The following is a 14,753-nucleotide window of genomic DNA, read 5'->3' as shown; positions in this document are numbered from 1 at the left end:
GCTTCGACCCTCGTAGACCTGGACTGAGACAACCCATGTTCCGTACCGCCTTGCGCAACGTACTCGCGCACAAGGCCCGGCTCCTCATGACCGTGCTCGCCGTGATGCTCGGCGTCGCGTTCGTGTCGGGGACCCTGGTCTTCACCAACACCATCTCGAACGCGTTCCAGAACAGCTCGGCCAAGGGCTTCGACCAGGTCGACGTGGCCGTCCAGGCCAAGTACCAGGACGACAAGGGCGACACGGTCGGCAAGACGCCCGAGCTGACCCAGGCCATGCTCGACACCAGCGCCAAGGTGCCGGGGGCCGCGTCCGCGACCGGGGTCGTCAACGGCTTCACCGCCATCGCCGACAAGAAGGGCAAGCTCATCGGCGGCGGCTTCCAGTCCGAGGGCGGGAATTACTGGGGTGGCAAGGACGCCCGTTATCCCCTCACCTCCGGTTCCGCGCCCCACGGTTCGGGCGAAGTCGCCATCGACTCCGAGACTGCCGAGCGCGCCGGGTACAAGGTCGGCGACACCGTGCGCATCTCGGTCGACGGCCCGGTGCTGACCCCGAAGATCACCGGCATCTTCACCACCGACGACGGCAACGTCGCCGCCGGCGGCAGCCTCGCCCTCTTCGACACCGCGACCGCGCAGAAGCTGTTCGGCAAGGCGGGGACGTACGACGAGATCGATGTGAAGGCCGCGGCCGGGACCAGTCAGGCCGCGTTGAAGGCACAGCTGGACAGTGCCCTGCCGAAGGGCCTCACCGAGACCACCACCGCCAAGAAGCTCGCCGACGACCAGGCCGAGCAGATCGCCTCCTCGATGAGCGGGCTGAAGTCGGGGCTGCTGGTCTTCGCCGGCATCGCGCTCTTCGTCGGCACCTTCATCATCGCCAACACCTTCACCATGCTGGTCGCCCAACGCACCAAGGAACTGGCCCTGTTGCGCGCCGTCGGCGCCTCGCGCCGACAGGTCACGCGGTCGGTCCTCCTTGAGGCGTTCGTCGTCGGCGCGATCGCCGCGGTGGCCGGTCTGCTCGCCGGTATCGGCATCGGCGCCGGGCTGCGCGCCCTGATGGGCACGATCGGCGCGACCGTCCCGGACGGCCCGCTGGTCATCACCTCGAACACGGTTCTGAGCGCCCTCGCGGTCGGCATCCTCATCACCATGCTCGCCGCCTGGCTGCCCGGCCGCCGCGCCGCGAAGATCCCGCCGGTCGCCGCGATGAGCAGCCTGCACGCGACGGCCACCACCAAGTCGCTCGTCCTGCGCAACACCCTCGGCGCGCTGTTCTCCGGCGCGGGCGTCGCTGTCGTCATCGCGGCCACCACGATGAGCGGTTCGGACGGCCAGGCACCCATGGGCCTCGGCGCCGTTCTCCTCATCATCGGCGTGTTCATCCTGACCCCGCTGCTGTCGCGCCCGCTGATCGCGGCCTCCGCCCCGGTCCTGCGGATCTTCGGGATCTCCGGCAAGCTGGCCCGCCAGAACTCGGTGCGCAACCCGCGCCGTACCGCCGCCACCGCCTCCGCGCTGATGATCGGCCTCACCCTCATCACCGGCATGACGGTGATGGCGGGCAGCCTCCAGCAGGCGATCGACAAGATGGCGTCCTCCGCGATCAGCGCCGACTACATCGTCTCGATGGCGAACGGCAACCAGCTCTCCCCGGACGTCGACAAGACCCTCACCACCACCTCCGGCATCACCGCCAGCAGCCCGCTGCGCAACGCCCCTTCGCGCATCGACGGCGAGTCCGAGTTCCTGACGGGCGTCAACGGCTCCGCCATCGGCAAGCTCACCGACCTCAAGGTCGACAGCGGCACCTTCAAGGTCGCCGGCTCGCAGGTCGTCGTGGACGACGACACGGCCAAGTCCTATGGCTGGAAGGCCGGTTCGACCTTCACCACGCACTACGAGGACGGCAAGGCGCAGCAGCTCACCGTCTCCGCGGTCTACGAGGGCAACGCGCTGATCAGCGGCATCATGCTCGACAACGCGACGCTCGCCCCGCACCAGACCGACCCGGCCGACATGCAGATCCTGGTCAAGACCGCCGACGGGGCGTCGAGTTCGACGAAGGACAAGCTGGAGAAGGCCCTCGGCTCCAACCCGGCGGTCAAGGTCCAGGACAAGAAGGACCTCTCCGACAGCATCGCGCAGGTCTTCACCCTGATCCTCAACATGGTCTACGGCCTGCTCGCCATGGCGGTGATCGTCGCGGTGCTCGGGGTCATCAACACCCTTGCCATGTCGGTCTTCGAGCGCTCCCAGGAGATCGGGATGCTCCGCGCGATCGGCCTCGACCGCAAGGGCATCAAGCGGATGGTCCGGCTGGAGTCCCTGGTCATCTCGCTCTTCGGCGGGGTGCTCGGCATCGGACTGGGCGTGTTCTTCGGCTGGGCGGCCGGTGAACTGATCGGCGCGAAGATGGCGACCTACGAACTGGTCATCCCCTGGGCCCGGATGGCGCTCTTCCTGCTCCTCGCGGGCACGGTCGGCGTCCTGGCGGCGCTGTGGCCGGCCCGGCGCGCGGCCAAGCTGAACATGCTGTCGGCCATCAAGTCCGAGTAGCAGAGCATGAGTTGGGGCCCCGTTCCGGTGCGGAACGGGGCCCTTTCTGTTCTCCGCCGCGCGTGCTCAGTTCCAGGTGCGGGCGCGCAACGGCATCCCGGAGCCGCCCGGTTCGAGGGTCCGGACCGCCAACACCTGGTTGACTCCTATGCGGTTGCGCTCGAAGCCGAGCACGGACGCCGCCATGTAGAGGCGCCACACGCGGGCTCGCCCGGCGCCGACGATCCCGACCGCGCGCCGCCACTCGGACTCCAGGTTGGCGACCCAGCGGCGCAGGGTGAGCGCGTAGTGCTCGCGGATCGCCTCGACGTCCCGCACCTCGAACCCGGCACTCTCCAGCTGGGTCACGGTGGTGCCGATCGGAGCGAGTTCACCGTCGGGGAAGACGTACGCGTCGATGAACTCGTCGATGTCGTACGCCGATTCGTCCTGCCACGGGCGGCGGGCGATCTGGTGGTTCAGCAGCCGCCCGCCCGGTCTGAGCAAGCCGAAGAGGTCCCTGGCGTACTCCAAGTACCGCTCGCTGCCCACGTGTTCGGCCATCCCGACGGAGGAGATGGCGTCGTAGGGCCCGTCGGTGACGTCACGGTAGTCCTGCACGCGGATCTCGACCTTGTCGGTGAGTCCCTCCTCGGCGACGCGCTTACGGGCGTAGGCCGCCTGCTCCTGCGAGAGGGTCACGCCGACGACGCTCACGCCGTACTCGCGGGCCGCGTGGATCGCCATCGAACCCCAGCCGCAGCCGACGTCGAGGAGTCGCTGACTCGGCGTCAACTCCAGCTTGCGGCAGATGAGTTCGAGCTTGTCGCGCTGGGCGTCCTCCAACGTGCCGTCCGGGGAGTCCCAGTAGGCGCACGAGTAGACCATCGAGGGGCCGAGGACGATCTCGTAGAAGTCGTTGCCGACGTCGTAGTGGTGGCTGATGGCGCGTTTGTCGGTGCGTTTGGTGTGGAGGTGGGCCCGGCTGCGGCGGACCTCCTCCGGGGGCGGGGCGGGCGGCAGCGGGAGCCCGCCGAGCTTGACCAGCCCGCGTACGGCGGACCGTACCTCGGGGTCGCGCAGGGCCTGGGCGAGGGTGCGGGCGTCGTCGCCGCGCTCCCACACGAGGGCGGACATCCGGTCGAGCCCGGCGTACAGGTCGCCCTCGATGTCCAGGTCCCCGGCGACCCAGGCGCGTGCCATGCCCAGTTCGCCGGGCTTCCACAGGAGTCGGCGCAGGGCACGGCGATTGCGTACGACCAAGGTCGGCGCATCGGGCGGCCCTGCCTCGGAACCGTCCCAGGCGCGGATGCGCACCGGGATGGGGGTTCCCAGTAGCTGTTCGAAGAGGGATTTGAGCCGCAGCGCGGCATCAGCCATGGCGCACACCTCCGTGACGCGGATCCCGGAATTGTCCATCACTACGTAAACACCGGCCAGGCCAGATCGCAGTCCTGCTTGAGCGTTACGAGTAGGCAAAATACGTGTAGCAGCCATGAAGGTGACACGTGCAGCACCGTGCAGTACGCCCGAAGGGGCCGCCCGCACCACGGATGGCGGACGGCCCCTTCGGGCGTACAGGTACTACGGGTACTACAGGCACGACGGGTGTTACGGGTGCTACGGGTCAGCGGTGACCGGAGGCGGTCAGGAGGCCTTGGCCTTCTCCTCGGTCTTCGCGGCGGCGGCCGGAGCCGGTGCCGGCTTGGCGGCCTCGTAGAACTCCTCGCGGGGGTTCTCCATGGCGCCGAGCGAGACGACCTCGCGCTTGAGGAACATCGCGAGCGTCCAGTCGGCGAAGACGCGGATCTTGCGGTTCCAGGTCGGCATGGCCAGACCGTGGTAGCCGCGGTGCATGTACCAGGCGAGACGGCCCTTGACCTTGATCTTCACCTTGCCCATGACGATCATCGCGACGCCCTTGTGCAGGCCGAGACCGGCGACCGCACCCTTGTTGGCGTGCGAGTACTCCTTCTGCGGGAAGCCCCGCATACCGGAGATCACGTTGTCGCCGAGGACCTTCGCCTGGCGCAGCGCGTGCTGGGCGTTCGGCGGGCACCAGGCGTTCTCGACGCCGGCCTTGCGGGAGGCGATGTCGGGGACCTGGGCGTTGTCGCCGGCGGCCCAGACGTAGTCGGTGCCGGTGACCTGGAGGGTCGGCTGGGCGTCGACGTGACCGCGCGGGCCGAGCGGGAGGCCGAAGCGGGAGAGCACGGGGTTCGGCTTGACGCCGGCCGTCCACACGATCGTGTTGGAGTCGACCTCAAGGCCGTTCTTCAGCACGACGTGACCGTCGACGCAGGAGTCCATGGAGGTCGAGAGGTAGATCTCGATCCCGCGGCTCTCCAGGTGCTCCTTGCCGTACTGGCCGAGCTTGGGGCCGACCTCGGGGAGGATCTTGTCGGCGGCGTCGACGAGGACGAAGCGCATGTCCTCGCGGGAGACGTTGGTGTAGTACTTGGCCGCGTCCCGGGCCATGTCCTCGACCTCACCGATGGTCTCCGCGCCGGCGAAACCGCCGCCGATGAAGACGAAGGTGAGCGCCTTGCGGCGGATCTCCTCGTCGGTGGTGGAGTCGGCCTTGTCGAGCTGCTCAAGGACGTGGTTGCGCAGGCCGATGGACTCCTCGATGCCCTTCATGCCGATGCCCTGCTCGGCGAGGCCGGGGATCGGGAAGGTGCGGGAGACCGCGCCCATCGCGATGACGAGGTAGTCGAAAGGCAGCTCGTACGCCTCACCCACGAGGGGGGCGATCGTGGCGACCTTGCGGTCCTGGTCGATGGTGGTGACCCGGCCGGTGAGGACCTCCGCCTTCGGCAGCACGCGTCGCAACGGGACGACGACGTGCCGCGGGGAGATGCTGCCGGCGGCGGCTTCGGGGAGGAAGGGCTGGTAGGTCATGTACGACCGGGGGTCGACGACCGTGACGGTCGCCTCGCCGTAGCGCATCTTCTTGAGAATGCGCCGAGCTGCGTACAGGCCTACGTACCCACCGCCTACTACGAGGATCCTGGGACGCTCCGTGGTGCTCATGGCATCGAGTATCCACCTGCCTCAGGGGGGTCGCTCGTGCGCCCCTTCACAAGCTTGGGTGGGGGGTGTGTTATCCTCCGCGACTCGCATGATCCAAGTCACTCCGCGGGCCGGGAACCACCGGTCGGTTCGCCCCGTTGTCAAGGCCGCGTGAGCTGCCGCTCTACCCCTTCGGCCCTCCTGGACCACACCTCCACGACACCCTCCCGAAACTCCCCCGAATCACTCCCGCACCACCCCGCCGAGCACGTTCCCAGGCCCGCCGGAACCCCGGAAGGGCCAACCGGGGCAGTCTCGTCGTCCAACGGGACAGAATTCCTTGTGAAGAACTTCACGAACTTTCTTACGGACGCGTTCCGGAGGGGGTCCGCGAGCGCCCCTGCAACCGCTCATACGTTATATGGGCTGCTCAGGAGTTTAATACCGGCGAGTAATAATTCGGGCCCGCGAGGGTCCGGCAGAGCGCCCTCTCCCCGTACTCGGAAGCATGGCCGTCTACGACACGCTCGGCACGACGTATGCCAGGACCCGGCGCCCGGACACCCGCATCGCCGCGCGGATCCACGCGACCCTCGGGGACGCCGAGGACGTGATCAACGTGGGCGCGGGCGCCGGCTCCTACGAACCGGCGCGGACGATCCTGGCCGTAGAACCCAGCCGGACCATGCTCGCCCAGCGCCCGCCGGGTTCCGCACCCGCGGTGTGCGCGGTGGCCGAACGCCTTCCCCTCCGCGACAACGCGGCCGACGCCGTCATGGCACTGCTGACCGTCCACCACTGGACCGACCTCGCGGCCGGCCTCGCCGAACTCCGCCGGGTCGCCCGCCGCCGCGTCGTCGTCCTGACCTGGGACCAGCGGGTCTTCCGCGAACGGTTCTGGCTCGTGCGCGACTACCTCCCCCAGGCCGCCGCCTACGACGACACCCGCGCCGTCCCGCCCGAACGGCTGGCCGCGCTGCTAGGCCGTGTCCGCAAAGTCCTGCCTGCCCCGCGACGCCCGGCACGCTCCCCCACTGCCTTAAGGGCGTGGGAGGTGCCCCCACTCGCCGCACCGGACGAAAGCCCACGTACAACCAGTACGAGGACTTCCGCCCGGCACTCCCCAGCCTCCGGCCGGGGGGACCCCCAGAGCACGCACCGGACGCCGCCGGGCCCGCCCTTCGGGCGGACGACGGGACTTTACGGACACGACCTAGGCGGGGCGCGGCTGGAGACCGTCCCGGTCCCGCACGACTGCACGGACGGTTTCGGCGCGGCGTACTGGCGCCGCCCACACGCCTACCTCGACCCCGAGGTACGCGCCGGCATCTCCATGCTCGCCCAGACCGGGGAGGACGCCCTCACCCCCGGCCTGGCGATGCTCCGGGACGACCTCACGACCGGCCGGTGGCACGACCGGTACGCCGACCTGCTCACCCACGACACCGCCGACTTCGGCTACCGGCTGCTGGTGGCGGACTTCTGACCCCGAGGTGCGCGCCAGCATCCCCATGCTCACCCAGGCCGGAACCACCACCCTCGACCCTGGCCTGACGGCACTCGCCGACGACCTCACAACAGGCCGCTGGCACGCCCGGAACGCCGACCTGCTCACCCACGACACCGTCGACGTCGGCTACCGGCTCCTGGTCGCGGACCTCTGACCCGCGCGTACAGCAACTGACCTACATGTGCGCCAACGGCCGTGGATCCAGGGCGAGTCGGGAATGAAGGTGCCGCGGCCGCATGTTGGCAGCCCCATGACGTCCTCGCCGAGCACCATGCGCGCCGTCCAGCTCTCCGGCCCCGGCCCCGTGGAGAACCTGCGGCTGACCACGCTCCCGCTGCCGCCCGTGCGGGACGGGTGGGTGCGTATCCGGGTCGAGGCGTTCGGCCTCAACCGGTCGGAGTTGAAGCTGCGGTTGGGGGTGAGCGAGGGCGTCAGCTTCCCGCGGGTGCCGGGCATCGAGGCCACCGGCACGGTCGACGCGGCCCCGGCCGGCAGTGGACTGACGCCCGGTCAGAAGGTCGTCGCGATGATGGGTGACATGGGGCGCACCTACGACGGCGGGTACGCCGAGTACACGTCGGTGCCGCTGGCTCAGGTGATCCCCGTCGAGACCGACCTGCCCTGGGAAGTGCTGGGCGCGCTACCGGAGATGGTGCAGACGGCCTACGGCTCGCTCACGGTCGGCCTGGACCTGCGGCCCGGCCAGACCGTGCTGATCCGGGGCGGCACGTCCTCGGTGGGGTTGGCGGCAGCGGCGCTGGCGACCTGGCGCGGAGCGACGGTGCTGTCCACGACCCGCCGCCCCGACCGCCTGCCCCTGCTGAAGGAGCACGGCGTCGACCACCCGCTGCTCGACACCGGTGAAGTAGCGCCCGCCGTACGGGAGTTGTACCCGGCCGGTGTCGACGCCGCCCTCGACCTCGTCGGCACCCCGACCCTCCCCGACACCCTGCGCGCGGTACGCGTCCACGGCACGGCCTGCTTCGGCGGCAGCCTCTCCAACCAATGGACGGTGCGGGACTTCTCGCCAAATGAGTACCTGCCGAGGGGAGTTCGCCTCGCGGGCTACTTCGGCGACGCGTCCGACCTGTCCCCGGCTGTCTTCCAGGAGATCCTCGACGCGGTCGCCGCCGGCCAACTCGCCTTCCCTGTCGACCGGGTGTACGACGGCCTGGAGCAAGTGGCGCAGGCCCACGGGGACATGGAGCACGACCGGGCGACCGGGAAGCTGGTGGTGCGCGTCCGGCACCAGCACGGCGGACTCGGACGCGATACCGGGGGTGCGCCCGCGTCCGCCCCTGCCTAGCGAGTGGAGACGAGGGCGATCAGGGCGATGAACAGCCCGAGGATTCCGGCGATCTCGGCAGCCACCGTCAGCATGGGACGTCGTCCCGCGTCACCGGCCGGTGAAGGTGCGGAAGGGGTACGGCCCCCTTCGTCGTGTGTCCGTGGGACGCGCGGAAGAACGGTCGGTCCAGCCCCGGCCTGACGTCGCGCTTGGGCACGTCGGCTGCTGGAACGAACCAGTGCCCAGATCAGCAACCCGATCAGGACGACGATCACGATGTCGAACGGCAACACTGCCATCACCCGCATCCCCCGACGCACACGTTCCGCTCACCGACCACAGGTCCGTGAGTTCCCTGCACCGACTATGCCCGACGGACGACGCGGGCAAGGGCCGAATCTCATCGAGCGTCGCCCCAGGGCATGAAGAGACCCCGGCCATGGCCCTGAACCTGTCGCCTCAGCCGCCCTGCTTGCCCGCCTCGGCCTCTTCCGCCGCCTTGAACGCGATCCCGTCCAGGATGTCGTGTTCGCTCACCACGACCTCCGTCGCTCCGACCCGCTCCATGATCGAGAGGAGTACGAGGGCGCCCGCGCCGATGACGTCGACGCGGCCCGGGTGCATGGAGGGGACGGCGGCGCGTTCGGCGTGGGTGGAGCGGAGGAGGGACTCCGTGATCTCGCGGACGCGGTCGTAGGAGACGCGGGAGTGGTGGATGGCGTCCGTGTCGTACTCGGGGAGGTTCTGGGCGATCGCCGAGACCGTGGTGACCGAGCCGGCCAGGCCGACCAGGGTGCGGGCCTCGCGGAGCGGGACCGTCTGTTCGGCGAGGTCGAGGGCGGCCTCGATGTCGGCGCGCATCGCCGTGATCTGGTCCGGGGTCGGCGGGTCGGTGACCTTGCCGTCGCGGACCAGGTGGCGCTCGGTCATGCGGACGCAGCCGATGTTCACGGAGCGGGCGGCGCGGACGGCGTCGTCGCCGACCACGAACTCCGTGGAGCCGCCGCCGATGTCCACCACCAGGTAGGGCTTGGCGAGGTCGTCGCGGCCGGTGAGTTCCTTCGTCGCGCCGGTGAAGGAGAGTTCCGCCTCCTCGTCGCCGGTGATGACCTCCGGTTCGACGCCGAGGATGTCCAGGACGCCACGGACGAAGTCGTCGCGGTTCGAGGCGTCGCGGGAGGCCGACGTGGCGACGAAGCGGAGGCGTTCGGCGCCGAGTTCCTTGATGACCGCCGCGTAGTCGCGGCAGGCCGCGAACGTGCGCTCCAGTGCCTCGGGGGCCAGGCGGCCGGTCTTGTCCACGCCTTGGCCGAGCCGCACGATCGTCATCCGCCGGTCCAGGTCGACGAGTTGACCCGTCGCCGGGTCCACGTCGGCGACGAGGAGGCGGATCGAGTTCGTACCGCAGTCGACGGCGGCGACACGGGTCACTTCTCGTCCTCCTTCGTCACCGTCACGCACGGCCCCTTGGCCCACCACTCCGGCAGCATCGCGATCGCCTCGTCGCCGAGCGGGTTGACGCCCGGGCCCGCGGCCAGGGAGTGGCCCACCAGGACGTGCAGGCACTTCACGCGGTCCGGCATGCCGCCCGCGCTCGGGAAGCCCTCCAGGACCTCGATGGCGTCGCGGCGCGCGATGTAGTCCTCGTGCGCGGCGCGGTACGCGGCGGCGAGTTCGGGATCGGACTCCAGCCTCGCCGACATCTCCTTCATCACGCCGTTCGCCTCAAGGGTGCCGATCGCGGAAGCCGCGCGCGGGCACGTGAGGTAGTACGTCGTCGGGAAGGGGGTGCCGTCGGGGAGGCGGGGAGCCGTCTCCACCACGTCCGGCTCTCCGCACGGGCAACGGTGTGCGATCGCGCGCAGCCCGCGCGGCGGACGCCCGAGCTGCTGCTTGAATGCCTCGACGTCCGCGTCGGTGGGCTCGGTGCGCGGAGTGGACGGCGGGGGCTTTTCCATGCCTGTACGAAAGTCTCTCTGTCAGTTCAATTCGGTTCAGCCACTGGGCAGTTCAGTCACTGATCAGGGCGGGGGCAGTCACTGATCGCGGCCTCTGCCCCGGTCAGTCACTGGTCGGAGGCGTCGGACTTGTCCACGCCGTCCCAGACGTTCGAGTACCACGGGCGGTCGGCCGCCCCCAGTTCCGCGCGCGACTGCTTGGCCGCGTCCGGGTCGATCACGATGTAGCCCGTCTCCCCGGGCATCACGTAGTGCAGCCGCTGCCGGATCTGCTGCTCCGCGTACGAGTCGTCCTGCCAGCGCGCCTTGAGGTCGCGGAGCTGCTCGACGCGCTGCCGCGCCTGCTCCTGCTGCCGTTGGAGATCGGAGATCTCGGCGCGCTGGGAGACGTACTGCCTTATCGGGTACGCCAGCGCCACGATCAGCGAGCACAGCACCAGGGCGAGGAGGGCCGCCCGGCCGGTGAGCCGGGAGCGGCGGGCCTGCCGCTTGGTCTGGGAGCGGTAGACACGGGCCGCCGTCTGCTCGCCGAGCAGCTTGAGCCTGGTCGCGGTGGAGAACCGGTCCCGGTCCTTCACGGCCATGTCCCGCCTCCCCTTCACACGTGCGTACGTCCCCGCACACGGTACGGGACCGGGTGCGGGGACGTACGTACGACTGGCTAAGGCTTAGCCCGGTATGGGTCAGCCCTTGAAGCGGGGGAACGCGCTGCGGCCCGCGTACTCGGCCGCGTCGTCGAGGATCTCCTCGATGCGGAGCAGCTGGTTGTACTTGGCGACGCGGTCCGAGCGGGCCGGGGCGCCGGTCTTGATCTGGCCGCAGTTCACCGCGACGGCGAGGTCGGCGATGGTGGTGTCCTCGGTCTCGCCGGAGCGGTGGGACATCATGCACTTGAAGCCGTTGCGCTGGGCCATCTCGACGGCGTCCAGGGTCTCGGTCAGCGAGCCGATCTGGTTCACCTTGACGAGCAAGGCGTTGGCCGTGCCCTCCTCGATGCCGCGGGCGAGACGCTCCGGGTTGGTGACGAAGAGGTCGTCGCCGACGATCTGGACCTTGTCGCCGATGCGGTCGGTGATGACCTTCCAGCCGGCCCAGTCGTCCTCGTACAGCGGGTCCTCGATGGAGACGAGCGGGTAGGCCGCCACGAGCTCCTCGTAGTACTCGGTCATCTCGGCGGCCGAGCGGGACTTGCCCTCGAACTCGTACTTGCCGTCCTTGTAGAACTCGGACGCGGCGACGTCGAGCGCGAGCCCGATCTGCTCGCCGGGGATGTAACCGGCCTGCTTGATGGCCTCGATGATGAGGTCGAGCGCGGCGCGGTTGGACTCCAGGTTCGGGGCGAAGCCGCCCTCGTCGCCGAGGCCGGTGGACAGGCCCTTGGTCTTCAGCACCTTCTTGAGGGTGTGGTAGACCTCGGCGCCCCAGCGCAGCGCCTCGGAGAAGGACTCCGCGCCGATCGGGGCGATCATGAACTCCTGGATGTCCACGTTCGAGTCGGCGTGCGAGCCGCCGTTCAGGATGTTCATCATCGGAACGGGCAGCAGGTGCGCGTTCGGGCCGCCGAGGTAGCGGAAGAGGGGGAGGTCGCTGGCCTCGGACGCGGCGTGCGCGACGGCGAGGGAGACGCCGAGGATGGCGTTGGCGCCGAGCGAGCCCTTGTTGTCGGTGGCGTCCAGGTCGAACATCGCCTGGTCGATCAGTCGCTGCTCGGTGGCGTCGTAGCCGACGAGCTCCGGGCCGATCTGCTCGATGACGGCGAGAACGGCCTTCTCGACACCCTTGCCGCCGTAGCGGTTGGGGTCACCGTCACGCAGCTCGATGGCCTCGAAGGCACCCGTGGAGGCGCCGGACGGAACGGCGGCACGACCCGTGCTGCCGTCGTCGAGGCCGACCTCGACCTCGACCGTGGGGTTGCCTCGGGAGTCCAGGATTTCCCGGGCTACGACGACGTCGATGGACGGCACGAGCATCTCCTTCTTGGGGTCTGACGCGGCTACGGCAACACCGCAGCGGCTCTGCGAGACGAGCCTAACCGGCTCGGGGCGATTGGCCATCCGGTCGGCCGCCTGATGGACAGAACCGAGAGTAAATTGTTTCCGAACGGAACAAAGCGCTTCGCTGAAGAGCGCGCAAAAAAGCCCCGCTCCGGTGCGTACGGGGGAACACGCACCGGAGCGGGGAGCCCGTGGGGGACGGGGGTGACCCTCACGAGGTCTCCATGATGGGGACCACGGATGTGAGGGCGCTGTGGTTCAGCTACGAGACCGATATGTCGTTTCGGGCTGTCACTTCAGGTGGAGCTGCTGGCCCGGGAAGATGAAGTCGGCGTCGTCGATGATGTCCTTGTTCAGCTTGAACAGCTGCTGCCAGCCGCCCTTCACCTTGTGCTTCTCGGCGATGGAGCTGAGGGTGTCGCCCTTGACGACCTTGTACTCGCCGTCACCCTTCTTGACCTTCTTGCCGGTCGGGGTGGTGACGGTCTTCTTGGCGGCCGGGCGCTCGGCGGAGCGGGAGGCGGTGGTGTCGCTCGTGGAGCGCTCGGTGGTGCTCTTGGAGGAGCTGGAGCTGTTCGAGCTGCTCGACGAGCTGGAGCTGCCGCCGGAGTACGAGGCGCCGGAGAGGCCGGTGCCGCAGGTGGGCCAGGCACCCTTGCCCTGGGCGGCGAGAACCTTCTCGGCGACGGCTATCTGCTGGGACTTGGAGGCCTGGTTCGCGGTGGAGGCGTAGGCGGTGCCGCCGTACGCGGCCCACGTCGAGGCGGAGAACTGCAGGCCGCCGTAGTAGCCGTTACCGGTGTTGATGGACCAGTTGCCGCCGGACTCGCAGCTGGCGACCGTGTCCCACTCGGACGCGGTGGCGGCGGAGGCGCTGCCGGTGGCCATCAGCGGGGCGGCGATCGCGACACCGGTGACGCCGGCGAGCGTGGCGACGCGGGTGGCCTTAGACGGACGGCGGTGCTTGCCCTTGCTGGAAAACAGCATGGAAAATCCCAATCCCCTCACCGACGCCTGCGAGGTGAGCTGTCGGGTTCGGGCCGTGTGAGTTGCCCGGCCGTGCTCGTACGTCTCGTACGCGGCACGACTTAACCCCAAGCCGGTTCCGGTCGTCTCTCAACTCCCGGGCCCGGCGCTTACCTTGGGTCCCCCGCTCCTGCCTACGGCGCTTGACGCGACGAATGTTCCCGGAGGCCGCTGGCAGGACTCGGCGTGTGCGGCAGCCGGGGCTCGTGGTGACGAGCGGCCTTGACCGTAGACACGGAATCGGCGGAATTTCAAAGACGATCAGGGCTTCTGAGACTCATCCCACACTTTGATCAAACCGGACATTCAGCTCGAAGCATGACGTGAACTCCCGCTGCTCTCTTGCTACTTTTCGTCCACTTCCGTACCGACGTCCAAGGTCTGACCGGCGGCGATCTGGGTCGGATCGGCGCCTATCACCTTTTTGTTCTCGGCGTAGAGCGCACGCCATCCGCCGTCGTAACCAAGGGAGTCGGCGATGGACGCGAGGGAGTCGCCGGCGCGGACGGTGTAGGTCTGCGGCGACACGCTCTCCTCGGCGCTGGCACCGCGATGCTTACCGGCACTCTGCTGGTCACCCTGCTGGTCGTCGGAATCGCTGAGCGCGCCGGTGTCGACGAGGCTCCATTTGCCCACCGCCTGGCCCGAGTTGTCCGATTCGTCGATTTTCGGGGAGGCGGCGACCGAGTCGTTGCCGGTCGAAGGAGTGGTTGACTTGTCGGACTTGGCGGAGTTGTCCGTCGCGGTGGGCGAGGGGCTGTCGCTCGACGAGTCGCCGCCGGACGCGTCGGACGAAGTCGAGTCCGTGGTGCCGGAGTCGGACAACCCGGAGGAAGCGGACGAGTCCGACGAACCGGAGTCGGCGTCGGAACCGGAGTCGGAGGAGCCGGTCGGAGTGGCCGACGGGGAGTCACTCGCGAGGCCGGTGTCGACGTCCGTCGAACCCGAGGTGGTGGTGAGACCGGAGAGCAGCGCGCAGGTGGTCCACGCGGAGGTGCCCTTGTCGGCGAGGATCTTCTCGGCGACGGCTATCTGCTGGGAGCGGCTGGCCAGGTCGGCGCTCGGGGCGTAGGCGAGGCCGCCGTACTTCTCCCATTCGTCCTGGGTCATCTGCAGGCCGCCGTAGTAGCCGTTGCCGTCGTTCTCGCTCCAGGAGCCGCCGCTCTCGCAGTTGGCCACCTTGTCCCAGGTGGTGCCGTCGGCGGCGTTCGCGGAGGCCGCGGCGAGAAGGGGGATGGCGATGGCGGAGCCGGTCACCCCGGCCGCGACGAGGAGAGCCGGAGCCTGACGGGGGCGACGGTGACGACCGTTCCCGGAGAGCATGCGGAGGCCTTTCGCGTGACAGCGGGGGGACCGCGCGGCGGGTGGTGCGGGGGTGCTGCGTGGGGTGGTGCGGGGCGCCGCGCTGGTACGTGAACGTAC

The 14,753-nt window shown here is 69.2% G+C and carries 13 protein-coding genes and 1 riboswitch; of the genes, 4 read left to right on the top strand and 9 right to left on the bottom strand.

What is annotated here, in order from left to right; all coding sequences use genetic code 11:
• Positions 1–35 precede the first annotated feature (35 nt).
• Positions 36–2,564: an ABC transporter permease gene (locus OG194_RS27680; protein ID WP_327403501.1), complete on the top strand. Its 2,529-nt coding sequence runs from the start codon at positions 36–38 to the stop codon at positions 2,562–2,564.
• Positions 2,565–2,630: 66 nt separating this feature from the next.
• Here OG194_RS27680 and OG194_RS27675 read toward each other — a convergent pair whose 3' ends face one another.
• Together OG194_RS27675 and OG194_RS27670 are read right to left on the bottom strand one after the other, a co-directional pair.
• Positions 2,631–3,923 (bottom strand): cyclopropane-fatty-acyl-phospholipid synthase family protein, encoded by a 1,293-nt coding sequence (locus OG194_RS27675; protein WP_327403500.1) that lies wholly within the window; start codon positions 3,921–3,923, stop codon positions 2,631–2,633.
• Positions 3,924–4,190: 267 nt separating this feature from the next.
• Entirely contained in the window at positions 4,191–5,576 is a 1,386-nt protein-coding gene (locus tag OG194_RS27670; RefSeq protein WP_327403499.1) for an NAD(P)/FAD-dependent oxidoreductase, read from the bottom strand.
• Positions 5,577–6,063: 487 nt separating this feature from the next.
• Here OG194_RS27670 and OG194_RS27665 point away from each other — a divergent pair, with 487 nt between their 5' ends.
• The 3 genes from OG194_RS27665 (at position 6,064) to OG194_RS27655 (ending at position 8,371) form a co-directional block, all read left to right on the top strand.
• The gene (locus OG194_RS27665; protein ID WP_327403498.1) at positions 6,064–7,041 is read left to right on the top strand and encodes a methyltransferase domain-containing protein; all 978 of its coding nucleotides are present in this window, start codon (positions 6,064–6,066) and stop codon (positions 7,039–7,041) included.
• Between the two features lie 7 nt (positions 7,042–7,048).
• Positions 7,049–7,219: a hypothetical protein gene (locus OG194_RS27660; protein ID WP_327403497.1), complete on the top strand. Its 171-nt coding sequence runs from the start codon at positions 7,049–7,051 to the stop codon at positions 7,217–7,219.
• A gap of 96 nt (positions 7,220–7,315) precedes the next feature.
• The gene (locus OG194_RS27655) at positions 7,316–8,371 is read left to right on the top strand and encodes a zinc-binding dehydrogenase (RefSeq protein WP_327403496.1); all 1,056 of its coding nucleotides are present in this window, start codon (positions 7,316–7,318) and stop codon (positions 8,369–8,371) included.
• On the opposite strand, the gene OG194_RS27650 is transcribed toward OG194_RS27655, so the two are convergent.
• The 7 genes from OG194_RS27650 to OG194_RS27620 all read right to left on the bottom strand — a co-directional run bounded on the left by OG194_RS27650 (position 8,368) and on the right by OG194_RS27620 (position 14,654).
• A complete protein-coding gene (locus tag OG194_RS27650; protein WP_327403495.1) occupies positions 8,368–8,652 on the bottom strand; it encodes a hypothetical protein in 285 nt (94 codons plus the stop codon). The two genes, OG194_RS27655 and OG194_RS27650, sit on opposite strands and share 4 nt — an antisense overlap.
• 160 nt (positions 8,653–8,812) lie before the next feature.
• Positions 8,813–9,784, bottom strand: a complete 972-nt coding sequence (locus tag OG194_RS27645; RefSeq protein WP_327403494.1) for a Ppx/GppA phosphatase family protein — start codon at positions 9,782–9,784, stop codon at positions 8,813–8,815.
• Positions 9,781–10,311: a DUF501 domain-containing protein gene (locus tag OG194_RS27640; protein ID WP_327403493.1), complete on the bottom strand. Its 531-nt coding sequence runs from the start codon at positions 10,309–10,311 to the stop codon at positions 9,781–9,783. The genes OG194_RS27645 and OG194_RS27640 overlap by 4 nt, the downstream gene beginning before the upstream one ends.
• Before the next feature lie 107 nt (positions 10,312–10,418).
• On the bottom strand, positions 10,419–10,895 hold the full coding sequence (locus OG194_RS27635; RefSeq protein ID WP_019064035.1) for an FtsB family cell division protein: 477 nt from the start codon (positions 10,893–10,895) through the stop codon (positions 10,419–10,421).
• Between the two features lie 99 nt (positions 10,896–10,994).
• Positions 10,995–12,281: a phosphopyruvate hydratase gene (gene eno, locus OG194_RS27630; protein ID WP_317881007.1), complete on the bottom strand. Its 1,287-nt coding sequence runs from the start codon at positions 12,279–12,281 to the stop codon at positions 10,995–10,997.
• A 315-nt stretch (positions 12,282–12,596) separates the two neighbouring features.
• Positions 12,597–13,292 carry a transglycosylase family protein gene (locus OG194_RS27625; RefSeq protein ID WP_327403492.1) on the bottom strand — a complete coding sequence of 232 codons (696 nt, stop codon included), beginning with the start codon at positions 13,290–13,292 and terminating at the stop codon, positions 12,597–12,599.
• Between the two features lie 9 nt (positions 13,293–13,301).
• Positions 13,302–13,483, bottom strand: a riboswitch (cyclic di-AMP (ydaO/yuaA leader).
• A 193-nt stretch (positions 13,484–13,676) separates the two neighbouring features.
• Positions 13,677–14,654, bottom strand: coding sequence for a LysM peptidoglycan-binding domain-containing protein (locus tag OG194_RS27620; RefSeq protein ID WP_327403491.1), 978 nt, complete (start codon positions 14,652–14,654; stop codon positions 13,677–13,679).
• Between the last annotated feature and the right edge of the window lie 99 nt (positions 14,655–14,753).

It is taken from the genome of Streptomyces sp. NBC_01288 (genome assembly GCF_035982055.1).
Classification (GTDB): domain Bacteria; phylum Actinomycetota; class Actinomycetes; order Streptomycetales; family Streptomycetaceae; genus Streptomyces.
Note: the sequence above shows the minus strand (reverse complement) of the source record. Positions and strands in the feature narration are given on the sequence as shown.